The sequence below is a fragment of the Bradyrhizobium embrapense genome (assembly GCF_001189235.2).
Taxonomy (GTDB): domain Bacteria; phylum Pseudomonadota; class Alphaproteobacteria; order Rhizobiales; family Xanthobacteraceae; genus Bradyrhizobium; species Bradyrhizobium embrapense.
Genome location: NZ_LFIP02000003.1, coordinates 107,201 through 123,712, shown reverse-complemented (window position 1 = coordinate 123,712; position 16,512 = coordinate 107,201). Strand labels below are relative to the sequence as shown.

General features: G+C 59.6%; 12 protein-coding genes and 1 pseudogene. 9 read left to right on the top strand and 4 right to left on the bottom strand.

Annotation, left to right across the window (positions count from 1 at the left end; all coding sequences use genetic code 11):
• Positions 1 to 933 (bottom strand): non-homologous end joining protein Ku, encoded by a 933-nt coding sequence (gene ku / locus AKN83_RS14725; RefSeq protein WP_050401032.1) that lies wholly within the window; start codon positions 931 to 933, stop codon positions 1 to 3.
• 147 nt (positions 934 to 1,080) lie between these two features.
• Here ku and AKN83_RS14720 point away from each other — a divergent pair, with 147 nt between their 5' ends.
• The 6 genes and pseudogenes from AKN83_RS14720 to AKN83_RS14695 all read left to right on the top strand — a co-directional run bounded on the left by AKN83_RS14720 (position 1,081) and on the right by AKN83_RS14695 (position 6,419).
• Positions 1,081 to 1,476 (top strand): hypothetical protein, encoded by a 396-nt coding sequence (locus tag AKN83_RS14720; RefSeq protein ID WP_172803554.1) that lies wholly within the window; start codon positions 1,081 to 1,083, stop codon positions 1,474 to 1,476.
• Between the two features lie 45 nt (positions 1,477 to 1,521).
• Positions 1,522 to 1,971: a hypothetical protein gene (locus tag AKN83_RS14715; protein ID WP_050401033.1), complete on the top strand. Its 450-nt coding sequence runs from the start codon at positions 1,522 to 1,524 to the stop codon at positions 1,969 to 1,971.
• 3 nt (positions 1,972 to 1,974) lie between these two features.
• On the top strand, positions 1,975 to 2,700 hold the full coding sequence (locus AKN83_RS14710) for an SOS response-associated peptidase (protein ID WP_050401034.1): 726 nt from the start codon (positions 1,975 to 1,977) through the stop codon (positions 2,698 to 2,700).
• A gap of 252 nt (positions 2,701 to 2,952) precedes the next feature.
• Positions 2,953 to 3,078 (top strand): annotated as a pseudogene (locus AKN83_RS39640) (IS110 family transposase); the annotation flags it as partial.
• 477 nt (positions 3,079 to 3,555) lie between these two features.
• Positions 3,556 to 4,068 (top strand): GFA family protein, encoded by a 513-nt coding sequence (locus AKN83_RS42245; protein WP_050401035.1) that lies wholly within the window; start codon positions 3,556 to 3,558, stop codon positions 4,066 to 4,068.
• Positions 4,069 to 5,189: 1,121 nt separating this feature from the next.
• Complete coding sequence (locus AKN83_RS14695) at positions 5,190 to 6,419, top strand: site-specific integrase (RefSeq protein ID WP_050401036.1); 1,230 nt, start codon at positions 5,190 to 5,192, stop codon at positions 6,417 to 6,419.
• Positions 6,420 to 6,829: 410 nt separating this feature from the next.
• Here the strand turns inward: AKN83_RS14695 and AKN83_RS14690 are convergent, their stop codons facing one another.
• The 3 genes from AKN83_RS14690 to AKN83_RS14680 form a co-directional block, all read right to left on the bottom strand.
• On the bottom strand, positions 6,830 to 7,390 hold the full coding sequence (locus AKN83_RS14690; RefSeq protein ID WP_083992071.1) for a DsrE family protein: 561 nt from the start codon (positions 7,388 to 7,390) through the stop codon (positions 6,830 to 6,832).
• Positions 7,391 to 7,446: 56 nt separating this feature from the next.
• Positions 7,447 to 10,935, bottom strand: coding sequence for an Ig-like domain-containing protein (locus AKN83_RS14685; RefSeq protein WP_050401038.1), 3,489 nt, complete (start codon positions 10,933 to 10,935; stop codon positions 7,447 to 7,449).
• A gap of 61 nt (positions 10,936 to 10,996) precedes the next feature.
• Positions 10,997 to 12,454 carry a hypothetical protein gene (locus tag AKN83_RS14680; protein ID WP_157113390.1) on the bottom strand — a complete coding sequence of 486 codons (1,458 nt, stop codon included), beginning with the start codon at positions 12,452 to 12,454 and terminating at the stop codon, positions 10,997 to 10,999.
• Between the two features lie 387 nt (positions 12,455 to 12,841).
• On the opposite strand from AKN83_RS14680, the gene AKN83_RS14675 reads away from it, so the two are divergent.
• The 3 genes from AKN83_RS14675 (at position 12,842) to AKN83_RS14665 (ending at position 16,381) form a co-directional block, all read left to right on the top strand.
• On the top strand, positions 12,842 to 13,870 hold the full coding sequence (locus AKN83_RS14675; protein ID WP_050401040.1) for an AraC family transcriptional regulator: 1,029 nt from the start codon (positions 12,842 to 12,844) through the stop codon (positions 13,868 to 13,870).
• A 289-nt stretch (positions 13,871 to 14,159) separates the two neighbouring features.
• Positions 14,160 to 15,179: a helix-turn-helix transcriptional regulator gene (locus tag AKN83_RS14670; protein ID WP_050401041.1), complete on the top strand. Its 1,020-nt coding sequence runs from the start codon at positions 14,160 to 14,162 to the stop codon at positions 15,177 to 15,179.
• Positions 15,180 to 15,271: 92 nt separating this feature from the next.
• Complete coding sequence (locus AKN83_RS14665; protein WP_050401042.1) at positions 15,272 to 16,381, top strand: TQO small subunit DoxD; 1,110 nt, start codon at positions 15,272 to 15,274, stop codon at positions 16,379 to 16,381.
• Positions 16,382 to 16,512 lie beyond the last annotated feature (131 nt).

Genomic DNA, 16,512 nt, shown 5'->3' with positions numbered 1-16,512 from the left:
CTAAGCCGACTTCCGCTGCGGTTTGGCTGCCGGCTTCTTCGCCGCAGCCTCCTTCGCCGGTTTCTTGCCTGCGATCGGCATCAGCATTTCCTTCTGGCTGGCCGCCGCCTTGCGCGGCTTTTTGCCTGGCTTCTTCGGCGCCTCTGTTGCAGCCACCCCGTCTCTTCCAATGCTCTTGCGCAGCGCGTCCATCAGGTCGACAACGTTCTCGCCTCGAGGGCGCGCCTTCGCGGTGATGGGTTTGCCCGCGCGCTTCTGATTGATGAGATCGATGAGGGCAGTTTCGTACTGGTCTTCAAACTTGTCTGGCTCGAAATGACCCGCCTTCTGATTGACGATGTGCCTGGCGAGATCAAGCATGTCCTTCGTGACTTTGACGTCCTGGATATCGTCGAAATATTCCTCCGCGGACCGAACTTCGTAGGGATAGCGAAGCAGCGTCCCCATCAGCCCCTTGTCGAGCGGCTCCAGCGCAATGATGTGCTCGCGATTGGTCAGCACCACGCGACCGATTGCGACCTTGTTCATTTCGCGGATGGTTTCGCGGATCACGGCGAAGGCGTCGTGCCCGACTTTGCCATCCGGAGTCAGATAATAAGGGCGGATCAGATAGCGCGGATCAATCTCGCTGCGGTCGACGAACTCGTCGATCTCGATCGTTCGCGTCGATTCCAGCGCAACGTTCTCGAGCTCCTCCTTCGTCACCTCGATGAATGTGTCGGTGTCGACCTTGTAGCCCTTGACGATGTCCTCGTTGTCGACCTCCTCGCCGGTGTCGGCGTCCACCTTGGCGTATTTGATCCGGTGGCCGGTCTTTCGGTTGAGCTGGTTGAACGAGACCTTTTCGGATTCCGACGTGGCCGGATAGAGCGCTACCGGACAGGTGACGAGGGAAAGACGCAGGAAGCCTTTCCAGTTAGCGCGGGGGGCCATCGCGGGGAAACTCCGTTACTCGTGCTGGATTCAAGACGAATGGCACGGCTTGGTTCCGACATCACCCCCACTCCAATCAGGATGATTTTTTCCAAAATGAGGGTCTGAGCGGACTCGACATTTGTTCTTGTTATGTTCTAATTCGGGATGACCGATCGACCCGCGAGCTGGCGCATGCCGACCCCGAAGCAGATGGAAAAACTGGCCGCCGAAGCTGCCCGTAGACCGCCCCCCTCCTCTGCCCCTCCGGATGCGCCGCTTCCCGCGGAATATTGGGAATCGGTCTTGAAGGACCCTCGCGCCGACGAGAGCGGGGCGCGGAAGCAGCAGCGACGTCTTTGCGAGATTCAACGCCACCTGCTGCGCATCTCCTGCCGCCGCTGCGAGCGGACCGTGGAAATCCAGAAGGCTGATGCAGTCCGATTGTATGGCGGCAACGCGCTTTGGAAGGACGTGGCGCAGCGGTTGCTCGACAATACCTGCCAGCAGCGTACCGGCAGGCATGAAGAAGACGGGTGCTGGCCGGCGTTCGAGACACCGTAACTGCTCCGGATTGCCGATCCGACCTGTTAGCACCTGGATGTCCGGATGGCCCCGAAGTACCACCCCACCCCCCTGTCGGGCGGCGATCGCAAGGCTCTGACAAAAGAGCTCGGCAAGGCACGAGCCATGGCCAACATCCTGGCAGCCCAGTCAACGGAAATGCGGGCCAAGGGCGAGGCCATGATCCAGCAAGCTGACAGGCTGCTTTGCGAAAGCTGGAATGAGCGGATGTGGAGCGACGGCGAACCGATCGATCCGTCACCGACCATCGATCAGGCTGTGAATGGAGGTTTTCCCTGGCTTGAGATCCGGTGTGCGCGCTGCAAGACGCCGAGTGACGTCGACCTTGGCGCGATCAAGCATCCGCCGACCACCTTCGTGCACGATCTCGCCAGCCGGCTGCGCTGCCGGAAATGCGCCAAGGCGGGCCGGCGTCCATCCGCTATTCTGCTACAGTTGGCCTGGCAACCTCGCCACTCTCGAACTACACCTTGACCGATGTGCAATCTCTACTCGATCACGACCAACCAGGCCGCCATCAGCGCGCTATTCCGCGTCGTGAACCGATATGTCGGCAATCTGGCGCCGATGCCCGGTGTGTTTCCGGACTACCAGGCGCCGATCGTGCGCAACGGGGCCCAAGGCCGCGAGCTCGCCACGGCGCGATGGGGAATGCCGTCGTCGTCAAAAGCGCTGATGGATGCCACGAAGAAGCGAGCCGAGAAGCTGCAGGCCAAGGGCAAGACGGTCGATTTCAAGGAATTGCTCAGAATGGAGCCCGACGGCGGCACGACCAACATCCGCAACGTGACGAGCAAGCACTGGACGCGATGGCTCGGGACCGAAAATCGCTGCGTCGTGCCGTTCAACTCCTTCAGCGAGTTCAACAAGGCCGAAGGCGGCGATATCTGGTTTGCGCTCGATGAGACCCGTCCACTCGCGTGCTTCGCCGGCATCTGGACCAACTGGACGTCGGTCCGGAAGGTCAAGGAAGGCGAAACGACCAATGACCTCTTCGCATTCCTCACGTCGGAGCCGAACGCCGAGGTCGGCGCCATCCATCCGAAGGCGATGCCGGTGATCCTGACAGCGCCGGAGGAAGTCGAGACCTGGATGACCGCTCCTTCAAGCGACGCCTTGAAGCTGCAGCGACCTCTGCCGGATGGGTCACTGCGGATCGTCGCCCGCGGCGTGAAGGAAGATTCTGCCGCGTCAGATGGATGAATCAGGGTCGCGAGCATCGAACATCGGACGTTCGAATAGATTGATCGGAATGTCCTAGATCTGCGGCCCGACGCGGATCTGCGGTTCAATGTCGGCCAGGGGCATCTGGATGGCCCAATTGGCGTGGCGACCTGATCACGCCTTGCCGGCCGGGGTGTCTTCGATACCCGGTGCGTGCGTGGTCAAATCTGTCTTCACCGGTTGGCTGCCGACGACACGGGCATGGGCGCCGACATAGAAGATTTGCGCGGTAAGCGCATGGGCGTGAAGAAAGCATGCGTAGCTGTCGCCAGAAAGTTAGCCATCATCCTGCACCGTATGTGGGTGGCTGGCACGGACTTCCGTTTCGGCCAGCCGCCTGCCGCATGCGGGACTTAAGGATCGTTCCCGGCGTAGCCATCTGCTCTGCCGAGGACGTGGGGTAGGTCAGTCCGTTTCGATTCGTGCGGATTCGAGCACGTGCTGTGAGCTTGGACGACCTCGCCTCGCCGGACCCCATCATGGAGCGAGCCATTTTGGGTCGACTCCGAACAGAAGCGCGGACCAGGCAGAAGCAGTAAGCGGCAACGAACGATCGTCACCCAACTGGCGGAGACGCTTTACGACTCCGGTCGCTGGCGTATGCCTGCGAGTAGAGCGTGACGACGGAACGGTGCGTCGCCAGGCCGTCACTTCCTCCCCTGCCTCAGAAGGAGGCATTCCTCGGCGAGCAATTGAAGGCAGTGATGAGCCAACTTCAAACATCCCTGTCATTCAATTCAAACATGTTCCGTTATACAGATGCTCGTTTGATGTTATGCGTCGTTGACAATAGACTTGGAAAGAAGGTCTGCACAGGAAGCAGGAAAGATCCAGATGGCGAAAGCACATCAGACGATCAGAATGTCGTCATGCGTTTGCGGTCGCGTTCGGTGCCAGGCTGTTGGCACGCCAATCTTGAGTGTGGTGTGTTACTGCGACGACTGTCAGAAAGGTGGCCAGGAGATCGAGAGGCTGCCGAATGCTGCACGTGTCCTCGACGCTGACGGAGGCACCCCTTATCTCAGCTACCGTGACGACCGGTTTGGTTGCGTGTCGGGCGCAGACTTATTGGTGGGCTACAAGATCAAAGACAGTGCGCCTACCCAGCGGTTCGTGGCGTCCTGCTGCAACTCGGGCATGTTCTTGAAGTTCGGCCGCGGCCACTGGGTGTCGATGTATCGCGCTCGATTTGATGGTGACCTCCCACCCATCGAGATGAGGACTCAAACAAAGTACCGTCTTGTCAACACGGAAATTCCGCATGATGCTCCTAGCTATCAGACATACCCAATGAAACTCATCGGAAAGCTGCTTGCATCACGTCTTGCGATGGTTGTCTCACGATGAGCCATCTAGTCGAAGGTTGCCATCCGGCTCGCCTATTTCCGCGTAGTGGGGTCAAATTGAAAGCTCAACCGCTGATCTGGAGGTGGCCGCTTCTACCCAAAAACGAGACACTGGGGGCCTCGGAAAGAGCTTGACCTTCCAGTTCGGATTACAGAAGGGATCTAAGCCGAATGGCCGAGACGCCGCGCGGCTCGGTTGACGAGAGCCCACTGCGGCGACAGCCGGACGCGCACCAATGGTTTCCCGGTAAGCCCACATCGGCGATCCCAAGCCAGGGCCATGCTAGGCGGCTCGCCGAGCCAACCCACCACCTGTCAAATTTACCAGTATCGGTGAGACGTCCGCCCCAATAGACTTGTGCGACCCAGATCCTCCAACGGGCGGCCATACGTCCAACCGGCGAATCAACGCGACCCGTGAGGCCTACCGGCTGCCTTGCGGACATTGACTCAGAAACGAAGCCATTGACCCCGCCTCGCCTGACTTGCGTCAATGCCGGTAGCAAAGCCTCAAACAGTCAAACCTTATTGGACGGAGGAGCGCGAAGACGCCGTACCGCAGAAGTGAACGATATCCGCACTTAGGATGACGTTGGCCCGCCCGCTCCAGACATTCTTCGCGCCCGCCCATCCCGGCCCAAACAGCCGCTTGTCGCAATTGAGCTGGTGTCCGGGAGTTGATTGTATGTGCCGATGGGCACTGATGATCTCGAGACGTCCGGCAGATCTGGAAAGACTTTCAAGAGCGTCTGCACCGAGCCGAGCTTTGGTCGTGATCAACACAGCCACTCATCATCAATCCCCGTATCCACCAAACAGTTCAGGACAAGCACACTCTTCAGACGAATAAGGCCGCGACGAAGCCACTCGCGTAAGACCCGATCATATCTATTGCATCGCAGAGCGCGATTTCGATAACATGATCGACCTGTCAAAGCGCCAGGAAAGCGTTGGCCCGCACGATCCGCTCCGCCTTTCGGTAGCAGCGGCCATGGCATTTCCCGACGGTTCAATGACCGCTTCGGGGCTGCGCCGAGAGAGCGCTCGCGGAAGGCTTATCATCGAGCGCATTGCGGGCAAGGACTACACAACTCTCTCTCATATTGAGAGAATGAGGGAATTATGCCGCGTCAAAGCAAGGGAGCCAGGCTCCAACTCAAAGCTGCCCGACGAGACAAAGCCGGCAGGATTACCCATAGGGCAACCTGGATCATCCGAGATGGCGGCAGGGATATCAGCACAGGCTGCGCTTCAGATGAAATTACGGCCGCGGAGCAAAAGCTGAAGGACTATATTGCGTCGAAATACACTCCCAAGCGCAAGGCCCAGGACATTGAATCGATCCCGATCGGAGATGTGCTCTCGATCTATCTCGATGCCGAACTTGCCAAGCTTCGCGATCGGTTCAAGGTCACGGAAGATGACGACGATACCATTCCAGGCATACGCAAATTCAAGAAGCGAATCGGGCGACTGAACGACTGGTGGGGCGCAAAAATGCTTGCCGAAGTCGATGGCGAGCAGTGTCGTCGATATGCGAAGGAGCGTGGTAATAAAGGCGGCTCAAGGCGCGATCTCGAGGATCTGCGCGCGGCAATCAATCATCATTCTGCGGAAGGCTATCACCGAGGGATTGTTAAGATCACCTTGCCCGCAAAGGGTGAGCCTCGCGACAAGTGGCTGACACGATCCGATGCCGCGAAGCTGATCTGGACGTGTTGGCGATACCGTGAGATGCAGAAAATGTCACGGGGACCACTGAAAGGCCAGAAAGTTGCGACTGAAAAGCGACCCTTGCGGCATCTGGCGCGGTTCATCTTGATCGGCGTCTATAGCGGATCTCGAGCCGGCGCTATCGCCGCAGCTTCGTCCATGCCGGCAGTCGGCCGGGCGTTTGTCGACCTGGATCGTGGCATATACTACCGGCGCCGCCAGGGCGATGCCAAAACCAACAAGCGGCAACCACCGGTGCCGATCCCGCCGCGCCTGCTCGCGCATCTCAGGCGTTGGCACCAGATCGATCATCACGCAAAACACTTTGTGGAGTTCAATGGAAAATCCGTTACCTCAGTGAAGACGGCCTTCAAAACTGCCGTGCGACTCGCAGGTCTCGGCGTGGGCATCTCGCCTCATACTCTCCGGCATACGGCAGCGACCTGGCTGATGCAGCGTGGTGCCGATCCATGGCAGGCTGCGGGCTACCTAGGCATGTCGCTTGACGTTCTGCTCAATACCTACGGCCATCATCACCCGGATTATCTCTCGGACGCCGTGGAGAAGATCGCCAAGCGAGAAAGGAAGATCGACGGAAACCGTAACAACTTCGATTCGGTATTGCCGCTGCGTCGATAGAAAAATGCAGTTTCGCTGGGATTGGATTGCCGCTACGGCCTAAGCTGACGACTATCAAACTCAGCAGGCGCTCGTCCGTGGGAGCTTTTTTCGCGGCGGAGAGAGTGTCAGCCAATCCTCATCGAAAGATAAAGCATTTTCGATCTTTCGAGATTGAAACCCACCAGTCGGGCTACGGCAAATGCTCTTTTTCCCGAGCCGAAAGTGGCGCCGATCCACAGCCACTCATTCCACTAAGTCGCAACGCCCCCTTGCGGCCTACTTGCCGGCCGCCCGAGTCGTGCCTCGTCTACTTTGTGGACGCGCGGGTCAGGTGAGCACAGCTGGTTATCGAGCATCGCGATTTCCGCCATCCGCATCGCAACGCGGACGCTGCGCGGACACAGCCGCGATGGCATTTCGATCTCACGCTAAGGCTGCAACTGCACGTAACCCTGCTGGACAAGTTCGACGACACGAAAGTTCGCCCCGGCGTTGATCTTCACACCGGGCAGCATGTCGCTGTTCACCCAGTGATTATCCATCATGGTCTTTCCGCATTCCTCGAACTGCACGCCAAGCGCCTGAAGTTCGGCGATTTGCTTCTTGTAGGGATTGCCGTCCGGCCAATTTCGCACGCGACCATAGACGGCGTCGTTGAGAACCATATAGCCGGAGGCACCGTGGAAGACCGCGACGATATGGGCCTTGACGCCGTCCTTTTGGAAGTGGGCGGTCATGACGCGCAGGAAAGAGAGTGCGGCCGGCTCATCGCCTTCAAAGGCGGGATGGCTGACATTCAGGACGATCTTCGCTTCCTTGATGTTCGCCGGGATATCGATCTTGAGGCCGCCATTGCCTTCCCTCTCGTCGGCCGATGCGGGAGAGAGCGTGAGCCATGCGAGGGCAAGCGCGGCGGCGGCCGATCTGATGCGGGACCAGCGAAAACCCGGCGCACGCTTCGGTTGCATGCTATAAACTTGAATTCTCATAAAAAAGCTCCGTTAGAGGCTCGACCTATCCGTAGCGCGGATAGGATAGGCTAACCTTATACGTCGACATACGGAACCTCGGCTTTTGTTGAGAGATACGATCGCGCTACATTGAGGGCCGTGGAAGACAACAAGAGAAAGACTTGCACCGACTTTGCGATGTAAAAATATGCCCGTAGCATCGGCGTATTGTCCTTGAAGGCAGGCAGTGGCGCCACGCGAGTGGCGAAAAAGCTTGAGAACATCATCCCAAACTTGAGTCCACGGTCCGTTTCACCCTCGCCCTTTTCAAGGACGCTCGCGATGATGAAGTTGACCGAAACCGCCACGGCACCAATCTCTCCAAGCACAGATGCCACAACACTTAGTCCATCCTGCTGCTCGGCTGAAGCAGTAGCTGACTGTAGAGAGAGAAAAGCCAGAAACATAATATCCACGAGCACCAGACGCTCTATGACGCTGACGATTTCATTCTTTGCAAGAGCGGTCAGGGTGGTCACAAAGGAGATGGCACAGGTAAACAGTTTCAGTCCGGCTAAGAAGAGTTTCACGAATTTGCTGAAGTCCCCAGCAAACGGCGAAAGGCCAGTCAACACGGCCGTTAAAAACCGACCTGCTGCTGCGATATACGACAAGGTTACTGTGGCTTCCCACGGCAAAGAGCCAGAGGAGGATGCTTGCGCCTGCAGACCAAACGAAGCACGGGGAGCAGACCCGAACTGAGCGCGGAGGGTCGCCTCGAAGGCGTCCAGTGACCCCGCCTGGGAGAGTGCATCCGCCTGTGCGCCCGAAAACGGGGCTCTCTTGAACCCGGGCGCCAACTTGCAGGCTATCGTCGCGGGTATCGCCGCGATCAGGCAACTGGCATCCAAGATCGTCAGTTTGCTCCCTCGCGCGACGATATTCTCGTAGATCCAGGTAATCACCGGAATGTCGATATGGGCGTTCAGGATGGCAGAGACCGCTTTGACCGCGAGCGCGGTGACGTCGCAGATGGCGACGACGATGTTCTTGGCCGTCTCGATTACCGCGCCCGTGAAAGCGGCGACCATGCGCTGGAAGATTTCTTCCAGATTGAAATTCCTGATGTTTTTGACAATATCGCTGGCGACGTCCTCGAAGGCCGCCTGGATGGCTTTGATCTCGTCTTCACCGACGCCCTTGAGCAAACCCGTGATCGAGTCCGGCGGCAGGTCGGAATACGTCGCGCTCGCCCGGCCAAGTGTGTGCCGGTTCAGCTTCCCGATGATCCAGCTCGTTTTCGGATCACGTGTGAAATCTCCGCCGTTGCCGGTCTTAGCCACGGCCGCGATGGTCATATGAGACACGCCGCCCGCCGGCAGACTGAGTTTTTGGCCGACGACTTTCGCCCTAAGGACATCCAGCGCGGTGGCGACCTCCGTGGCGGCCGTGGAAGCGGAAACCTCCATCTGCTTGAGACTGAGCTGGGCCATCGTCCGCATCACCTCATGGGTGTTGAGGATGTCGTCCCAGTCGAACAGGAAGCTCAGCCACATGATCAGCTCGTCGATCAGGGCGCCGATCTCGTGAAACACCCATTCGATCACGCTCCAGACCTGCTCGGCGAATTTCACCACGGCCGAGTACGCGCTCTTCAACCCGTGGATGACGATCCGCAGCCCGTCATCGACCTTCTCGATCACGATCATCTCGACGTCGAACAGGCCGTTCGTCACGGCTTGCCATGCATCGCCGAAAGCGTGATCGATCGTGTCGAAAATACCCTCCGGTGCGCCCAGGCGGCCCGGCGCGGCGGCGGCGGTCCGAAGCGTCAGAACAACCCCGTTCTGCAGATGCGAAACGTCGAGAGGGGTCGCCACGGCGCTGTTGAGCGGTTGGATGTCATATGCCTGCGGGCCGGCGTCGCCGACGTCGACAGTGACGTCATCCGCTTTGCCGGGCTGCGACAGGCGGGTTTGCACCTTGACGAGTTGCTGCAGGGACTTGGCTGCGTCGTCAAGCTTGCCCGATTGATGCGAGGGAATCAGGGGTAGCTGCTTTTTGCCCCGCGTGATGGTTGCCCCCTTCAAATCGTCGGCAGTGATTTTTTTCAGTCGGTTTCCCACCACCGCCTTGGGGTCGAAGTCGATCGCCTCCTTGATGAAATCGCCGGCGATCCGGATCCTTGGGGTCGCGAGACCCTTTGCCACCGTCGCGACGCTGAGCATGCCGAGAGCGTTTGTCTCGACCGTGGCGGCCTGGCCGGATTGGTCGACGAAGTAGTGCGAGCCGTCGATGGAGACGAGGCTTAGCGACGAAGCGGAGATCTTGACGGTCTGATTGGCGAGCGGGAAGCCATCCGCATCGTTGAGCGTGATCTGGGTTGTATAGGCATCGCACTCCACGGTCTTGGTCAGATCGTGCGCATCGACCGGCAACAGGATCGATCGCGCCGACCATAGCGTCGTCGTCTTATCCTGCGCGAGGTGAGTGAGGGAGTGGTCCTCATCGACGGTGAACAGATCGATCTCGCCGCTCACGGGATTGCGCCACGCCGTCATTTCCCCGATCTGCTTTTGCAGTGCGATCGGATGCCCCCAGCCCCCGGCAGGCTTCTCTTCGACAAAGGACAGAATGCCGTTGCTGGTCAGCCACCAGATTTCCAGTCGGCCGTCGGGATGGCGTCCGGCCGCCATCGCAAGCGCCGAGGCGTCCGGCCCCATGGACGCAATCCTGGTGGACGCTTCCGACACGTCCGCCGCATCCTGCGTCATCTGCTGGTCCGGGCTGAGCCCGTAAAGGCTGTCGGTGCCAAGAAACAACTGTGTATCGCCCGAGGGCAGGCCGATGGCCGCAAGGGCGGTCGGACTGATGGTGACCGGCACGGCATGATTGTAGATGCTGAAATCGGGGAAAGACGTCACGATCACGCGCGTCGTGGCATCATCAATGCGAAGCAGCGTGTAGATTAGGCCCTCGAGCCCCGGTATGCCGGCCTCGAGCTTGGCGTTATGGCCGATCGCCATATCAACGACACCGCTGCCGTTGAGCGGCAGAGGGACCTCCTTCCAAATGGTGTCCCCTCCCTTCGGGTCGGGATGGAGGAAGAAGGTCGACAGCCGTCGTTGCCCGTCGACGGTCGCCACGGCTACCACCGGCCGGCCGTCGGCGGTGGAGCCGGTTGTCATTGCGGTGATCTCGACGCCGCTGCGCGAGCCTCGCGGGCTCCAGCGCTTCGGCCTCGGCGTGGGGGTGAAGTCCGTGGCGACATAGACCGTCCGCTGGTCGCCCGATTGCGGTGCGGTTGCGATCGCCAGGATCGGCGAACCGTCAACCGCCTGCGCCGCGCACAGATGCAGTGTGCGGAGCCCCGCCGGCAGATCGGCACTGAGGTCGGTCCGTTCCCACCCCGTGCTCGATCCCGGCGCCTTGGTGAGCATGTAGACGTGCTCGTTGACGCCAACGGAAAACAGCAGGAGCGTGCCGTCCTTCTGCATCGCCGCGGCAATGTCCCGGTCACCGGAAATCTCGCTTCCGGGTATGTAGTCTTTCATGATTTCAGAGCGGAGGCTGACGTTGATCATCGTTCTCTCCTGGAGAGATTGAGGCTTTCGGGATCGTGCCAGGGAGCGTTGCCGGCCGGGCTCAGTTTCGGATCGTTGTCGTCAACTTGAGATGGCCTTGCTCCGTCGCAGCGATGTCTTTGAAAAGGAATTCGGAGCCGGCCGCGAGAACGATGCGTGACTTCAGGTTCATCCCGCTGGCCTCGAGCGGCGCCGAAATGACTTTGGGCCAGGCCTGGTTGGCCATTTGCTCAAAGACGCCATTCACGGAGTTGTTCGTAATCGCCGACAAGGCCGCATCCGCGATCATGGCGAGTACACCCTCAAATTCCCCGAGTGCGTTGGGATGCTCCTGGACCTGATGGCTTGTCGTGCTGTTCTCGACGTTGAGGGTCAGGTTGTCTGCACGATCAAAGCCAAAGACGAAGTCGGCGTTCCAGAACATCTGGACATCCGCATATCCGATGTTGCTTCCAGCCATGTCGTCGGCATCGACCCGAAACGCCACGCGGATCTGGCAGGAATATTTCGGCGCACCCGCAACCGGCACAAAGGTGATGGTGGTGAACCTGCCGGATTGGTCCGGCCCCGACGCGGTGACGCTATTGCCGGACTGTTTGAAATTCTGCGGCTGAAACCCGAAGAGCTGCGCCACCGGCGGTACCAGCAGCCCCATCACAAGGCGCTGGGCAATCACATAGGCGCCTTGGACCTGATCCGAATTGAGCCAATTGGCGTCGAAGAGACCCGACCTGGCATCGGTTGGAACCGGACGACCCTTCGTTTCCGACAGGAAGTTAAGACTGCTCCGGCCAGGATCCGAGCCGTCCGCGAAGATGGAGTAGCTGGATCCGGTCGGTATGAACATCGCGTCCACCGTCGGCGCCTTCTTGTTTGTGGCCGTGTATCCAAGGATGAACGGGTTGTTCGATCCGCGCAGGGTCTCGATCACGCTCTGTACGACCGCCCGGAGCTGGGTGATCACATTCGGCGAGACGAGATCGGCTATCTTGACCCCGGCAGCCGGAACGAACTCGTAGCTATCGAGGATCAGATCCGCGTCCTCGAAGTCGAGGAACAGGTGCCTGATGTCGTACATGTCGACTGTGAAAGCAGTCAGCTGCCGCTTCACGGCGTCGGGAATGAGCTTGTGTGCCGCGATGTCCGCCTGGGCGATCTCCGCAAGACTCATATTCACCGAGACCTTGAGCCCCCATCCTGCCATCGGGATCGTATTCTTGACGACCGAGGGCTTGCCGCCGCCATCGCGCCCGAGGCTCGAATAGGTCATCGTTCCCCCGGTGAAGGGAAAGGTGACGTTGAGCGCTCTTGCACCGGCATTGCCGGTGACCGCGTTGACGGCCGGAGCCCCGACTTTAAGGTCGATAGCCCAGAACCCTTCTGGATCGGCGGCCGTCCACGAGGTCGGCAGAACGGAGAGAGCCGATAACAGCTCCAGCTGATTGTTTATCGTCCTCTGGCTGACCGCATAGACGAGGTCATAACCGCTCAATCCCCTCAATCCATTTAGTTCGTTCATGTCTTCTCTCCCGACGCGGGTCATGGTCGGGAGATTTTCACGGCATCACGGGCACCCGTTAGTTCATCCGTCTCCGAAATTTGGGCATTTCGTCTCTGTAGCGCAGTTCGGTTTGCAATCGTTGACGATGGTTCAGAAACCGCAAAGCCCGGTCCTCGAATTTTGCGAAAATACGGCTCCGCCGCTGCCGTCTATGTACCCAGTACCTCACGCGCGAATTCGAGGAATGACTGTTGAGGTCGCAACACAACGGCAACCGAGCGCGGCCCTCGCGTCAGGTTTCGAGTTTTCAGCTGCTCTTCGCATTGTGATCGCATTCGCTCAAAGATCGCTTGCAAGGGCATTTCGCGACCGTTACAGGCATAGGTTGAATCCGGATTCGAGGAAATGCGGTCGATACTCCAAGGGCGCGGTGCGGACGTGTTGGAGCAATTGCGCGCGCGAACGAAGGGCATTTCCGAGATCATCCCGCTCACTTCCGAGGGTGATTTCGAGGTATCCGCGCGATCGATCTGGCTGCCGAGGGTCACCGGGGGCGTGTTGCTGAGCGACTCCGCTACAACCGGGGTACGCTACGAGCGCACGGCTGCGCACGTCGCCCTCGGTGGCGTGAACGTCTATCAAATCGCCGAATGCACCGAAGGAGAAATGGTTTTCAGCTCGGACCGCCTCGAATTGACGCTGCGGGCTGGCGACATTTTCCTGGTCGATATGGCGCAATCGAGCCGGATCGTTCTGGTCGAGGGTGCCAATCGTCGCTGCCGCGTGCGGGCATTGGTCGTACCGCGATCGGTTTTGTCGCCGCGCCTTGCCCACCCGGATTCCGCGACGGGGTTGCTGTATCGATACGATCGGCGCACGACGTCGCCTTTGGCGCGTCTGTATGCCGACATTTGGCGCTGCGCTGAGAATGAAGAGGGTGATCCCACCGTTTTGATTGACGCAATCGGCGGTCTTATCGCCGACGCGATAGGAAGCGTGGCGGATACTGAGGGTGATGTCGAGCGGACGGACCGCCGGCTATTCCTCGCCATGATCAAGCGCTATATCGAAACCCATCTTGAGAGTCAGCCGCTGATTGCCGAAGACCTTTGCGATCGCTTCGGCATTTCGCGCGCCAGCCTTTATCGGATGTTCAAGCCGGAAGGGGGCCTTGCGGGTTACGTCCAGGATCAACGGCTAAATCTCGCCATGAGGCGATTGGCTGAGCCCGACGGACAGAAAACGCGGTTACTCGACCTCGCGATCGATCTTCATTTCAGCAGCGACTCCACCTTTGTGCGGGCGTTCCGCCGCAAGTTCGGACTGACGCCGGGAGAGCTGCGCGGGAAATCGCAGGCATGGCTAAGGGAGAGCGCCCGCTCGAATGCCTTGGTCGGTGCGATGCACAGATTCGCCCGTCGCGGACACAGCTAACGGCGCCAGTGACGTGACAGCCTTGCGCTTGCGTGACTGCCAGCATCTTGCAGAGCGGGCTCAAGATCGCCGCCTGGTTGGGCAACCACGAAATCGAATGCGCGACGGTCGTTGCCAACCTGTTGTTCGATTCGCGGCGTGCCGGTTCGAGCAGCAAATAAATATCCATGGAACCCGCAATTGAGACGTTGGGCACAGCGCGGGTCCTCGCGTTTTGTTAGCCATCCAGGCTCGTGCTGCGGTCAAACGTCGCCCGCAGCATCCGGAATTTGGAAGTTGAGCGGTTGGAATGCAGTCGGGCGCAGGGAGCGATGAGCTACGATTCACGGCGATCGGTAGCCGCCGTCCCACATCGTTCGCCAGGCTCACCACATCTTCGGTGCCGGTCGCCGATCGGCTGGATTACTGGCGTGACCTGTTTGTCTGCTGTGACATCTCGCGGCCGGAGACAAGCGGCGGGAGCGATTTCCGCAGCGAGTTGTTGTGCTGCAGGGATCGCGATGGTGTCGCGTTCTTCCATGTCAGGGGCGATCCGATCGTTTGCAGCTTTGGCAGGCGTCAAAGCGGCTTTGTGCTTGTGGGACACGTTCGCTTAGGCTCCTTCAACGTCAGCCATGATGGGCGCACGACGGATCTGGACTGCAACCGTGGGTTGATCTTGTTGGACTGTGACCGCCCCCTCGTAGTGTCCTCCACCAGATACGAACTCGCCCTGGTCGCTCTTCCCCGCCCGCTCGTCATGAGCTTGCTCGGCCGCAGTTCCACGCTGCTTGACGGGGCCGTTGTCGAGTTACCCAGGAACGGCCTGACACCGATTCTGCTTGCCCAATTCGAGACCATGTCACGTTATTGCGCCGGCCTGGACGGGGCGGAGGCCGCAGCGGCGATGCACGCAACGACCTCGCTGGCGGTTGCCGTGCTCTCGTCCGTTGCGCGGAGCGTCCACGAGGAGAATGAAGTCGGTGAATATTTCTTCGCGGCAGCAAGACGCTATATCGAAGCACATGCTTCGCACCACGAACTGACTGCAGCCAAGATCGCGGCGGCGATAGGATGTTCACGAGCGCATCTCTACCGATTATTCGCCGATCGGTCCACGCATGTCGGAGCCCTGTTGCGGGAGATCCGGCTGACGCGCGCGCACACACTCATCGAAACTCACGCCTGGCGGCCGGTAGGCCTGATCGCATTCGATTGCGGATATTCCGATCTCTCGGCCTTCGGAAAGGCATTCAAGCGCCGATACGGCTTGTCGCCTGGCGAATATCGCAAGGAAGTCGCTCCAGACCGTTCGCGCGAGCGCCACTGACGCGGCAGGCACCCGTGACTCGGTTACTAGATTAGCATGAGGCCAAATTATGGACTAGGATGCGGACGGGAATGACCTTTGGGGGAAGCGCGATGACGACCAGCGCAAGCGTGGCGGCCGCGACGGAACACCCGACGCGCCGCAGCGTCTCCATCGAGGCCTTGGATGAGACCAACTGGCGGGGAGCCGCTCTCGGCCTGCTGACGGTGAGAGTCGTCGAGGGTTTCATTTACTGGGGTGGGGGATCGCGTCGTTTCATCTATGACCCCGAGAAGCTCGATCCCAGTGGTCACGAGTGGATGGCGAACAAGCTGCAAGACGCAATGCCCGGCGCACTTTTCGGCACGGACCAAATCATCGCCTTCATGCTCAGGCATTTCGATATTCTTTATCCGGCGATTATACTGTTCAGTGTCGGCGAACTGCTCGCCGGCATCATGCTTATTGCCGGCTTCATGACGCGCATCGCCGCTGTCGGCGCGCTTGGCTTCTCGGTGCTGTTGATGGTGATGTTCGGCTGGATAGGAGCCGTATGTCTCGAGGGATGGACCATGGCAGCCTGCAACATCGCCATGTCCTGCGCCCTCATGCTCAACGGCAGCAGTGCCTATTCGCTCGACAATCTACTGCTGAGGCATCATCCGCAACTCGCAGCACGCGGATGGTTTCGGTGGAACAGCGGAAGCCTGCCGCTGCCGCTCTCGGAACGCGGATACCACGGGCTGGCCGTCTCGCTGTTCCTCATCGCCACCATCTTCATCGTCGGGCTTTACAGTCATTATCGGGGTGCCGTGCTGACGCCCTTCCACCCAGGCCCAGTAAGCCCGTCTGTAACCCATTTCAGCCTGGACGGGGCGACCATCAACGGAAACGCGGTGAAGGTCCGTGCTTACCTCGATGCCGGCACACCCGAAGCGCCAGTATACATCGTCGAAGCAAAGCTGGAGGATGGCTCAGGCAAGGCCCTGGCCCAGTGGGACGCGGCAGCTCTCGCTGCCCTGTCCCGGGACCACATCGAAAACGAGTTTGCCTACAACCAGATCATTCCAGGCCCGCACGGACTCGTCGCGCGCATGGGGGCCAAGGCCGTGATCCGATTGCCGCTGGAATCGGCGCTTCCCCCTGCTTCGCAGAACGCCACGATCCGGCTGACCACCGTCGACGGCCGAAACTTTGCTGTGAAATTGGAAACAAGCCAATAAGGGTCGATCCATCGAGAACCGCCACCATCGGCCTGACCATTGGCAAATACCGGAAGCACTAGCATGAAAGCGCGTGCGCCTAGGAGGCATCCGGCCCTCGCGGAGTCCAGGCTGGCCACCCCCTGCCATGC

Bases quoted from the DNA above. Each gene is read 5' to 3' on its own strand.
- AKN83_RS14710 (WP_050401034.1), top strand. From the start codon at position 1,975: ATGTGCAATCTCTACTCGATCACGACCAACCAGGCCGCCATCAGCGCG.
- AKN83_RS14665 (WP_050401042.1), top strand. From the start codon at position 15,272: ATGACGACCAGCGCAAGCGTGGCGGCCGCGACGGAACACCCGACGCGC.
- AKN83_RS14680 (WP_157113390.1), bottom strand. From the start codon at position 12,454: ATGAACGAACTAAATGGATTGAGGGGATTGAGCGGTTATGACCTCGTC.
- AKN83_RS14675 (WP_050401040.1), top strand. From the start codon at position 12,842: ATGCGGTCGATACTCCAAGGGCGCGGTGCGGACGTGTTGGAGCAATTG.
- AKN83_RS14670 (WP_050401041.1), top strand. From the start codon at position 14,160: ATGCAGTCGGGCGCAGGGAGCGATGAGCTACGATTCACGGCGATCGGT.
- AKN83_RS14715 (WP_050401033.1), top strand. From the start codon at position 1,522: ATGGCCCCGAAGTACCACCCCACCCCCCTGTCGGGCGGCGATCGCAAG.
- ku (WP_050401032.1), bottom strand. From the start codon at position 933: ATGGCCCCCCGCGCTAACTGGAAAGGCTTCCTGCGTCTTTCCCTCGTC.
- AKN83_RS14720 (WP_172803554.1), top strand. From the start codon at position 1,081: ATGACCGATCGACCCGCGAGCTGGCGCATGCCGACCCCGAAGCAGATG.
- AKN83_RS14695 (WP_050401036.1), top strand. From the start codon at position 5,190: ATGCCGCGTCAAAGCAAGGGAGCCAGGCTCCAACTCAAAGCTGCCCGA.
- AKN83_RS42245 (WP_050401035.1), top strand. From the start codon at position 3,556: ATGGCGAAAGCACATCAGACGATCAGAATGTCGTCATGCGTTTGCGGT.
- AKN83_RS14690 (WP_083992071.1), bottom strand. From the start codon at position 7,390: ATGAGAATTCAAGTTTATAGCATGCAACCGAAGCGTGCGCCGGGTTTT.
- AKN83_RS14685 (WP_050401038.1), bottom strand. From the start codon at position 10,935: ATGATCAACGTCAGCCTCCGCTCTGAAATCATGAAAGACTACATACCC.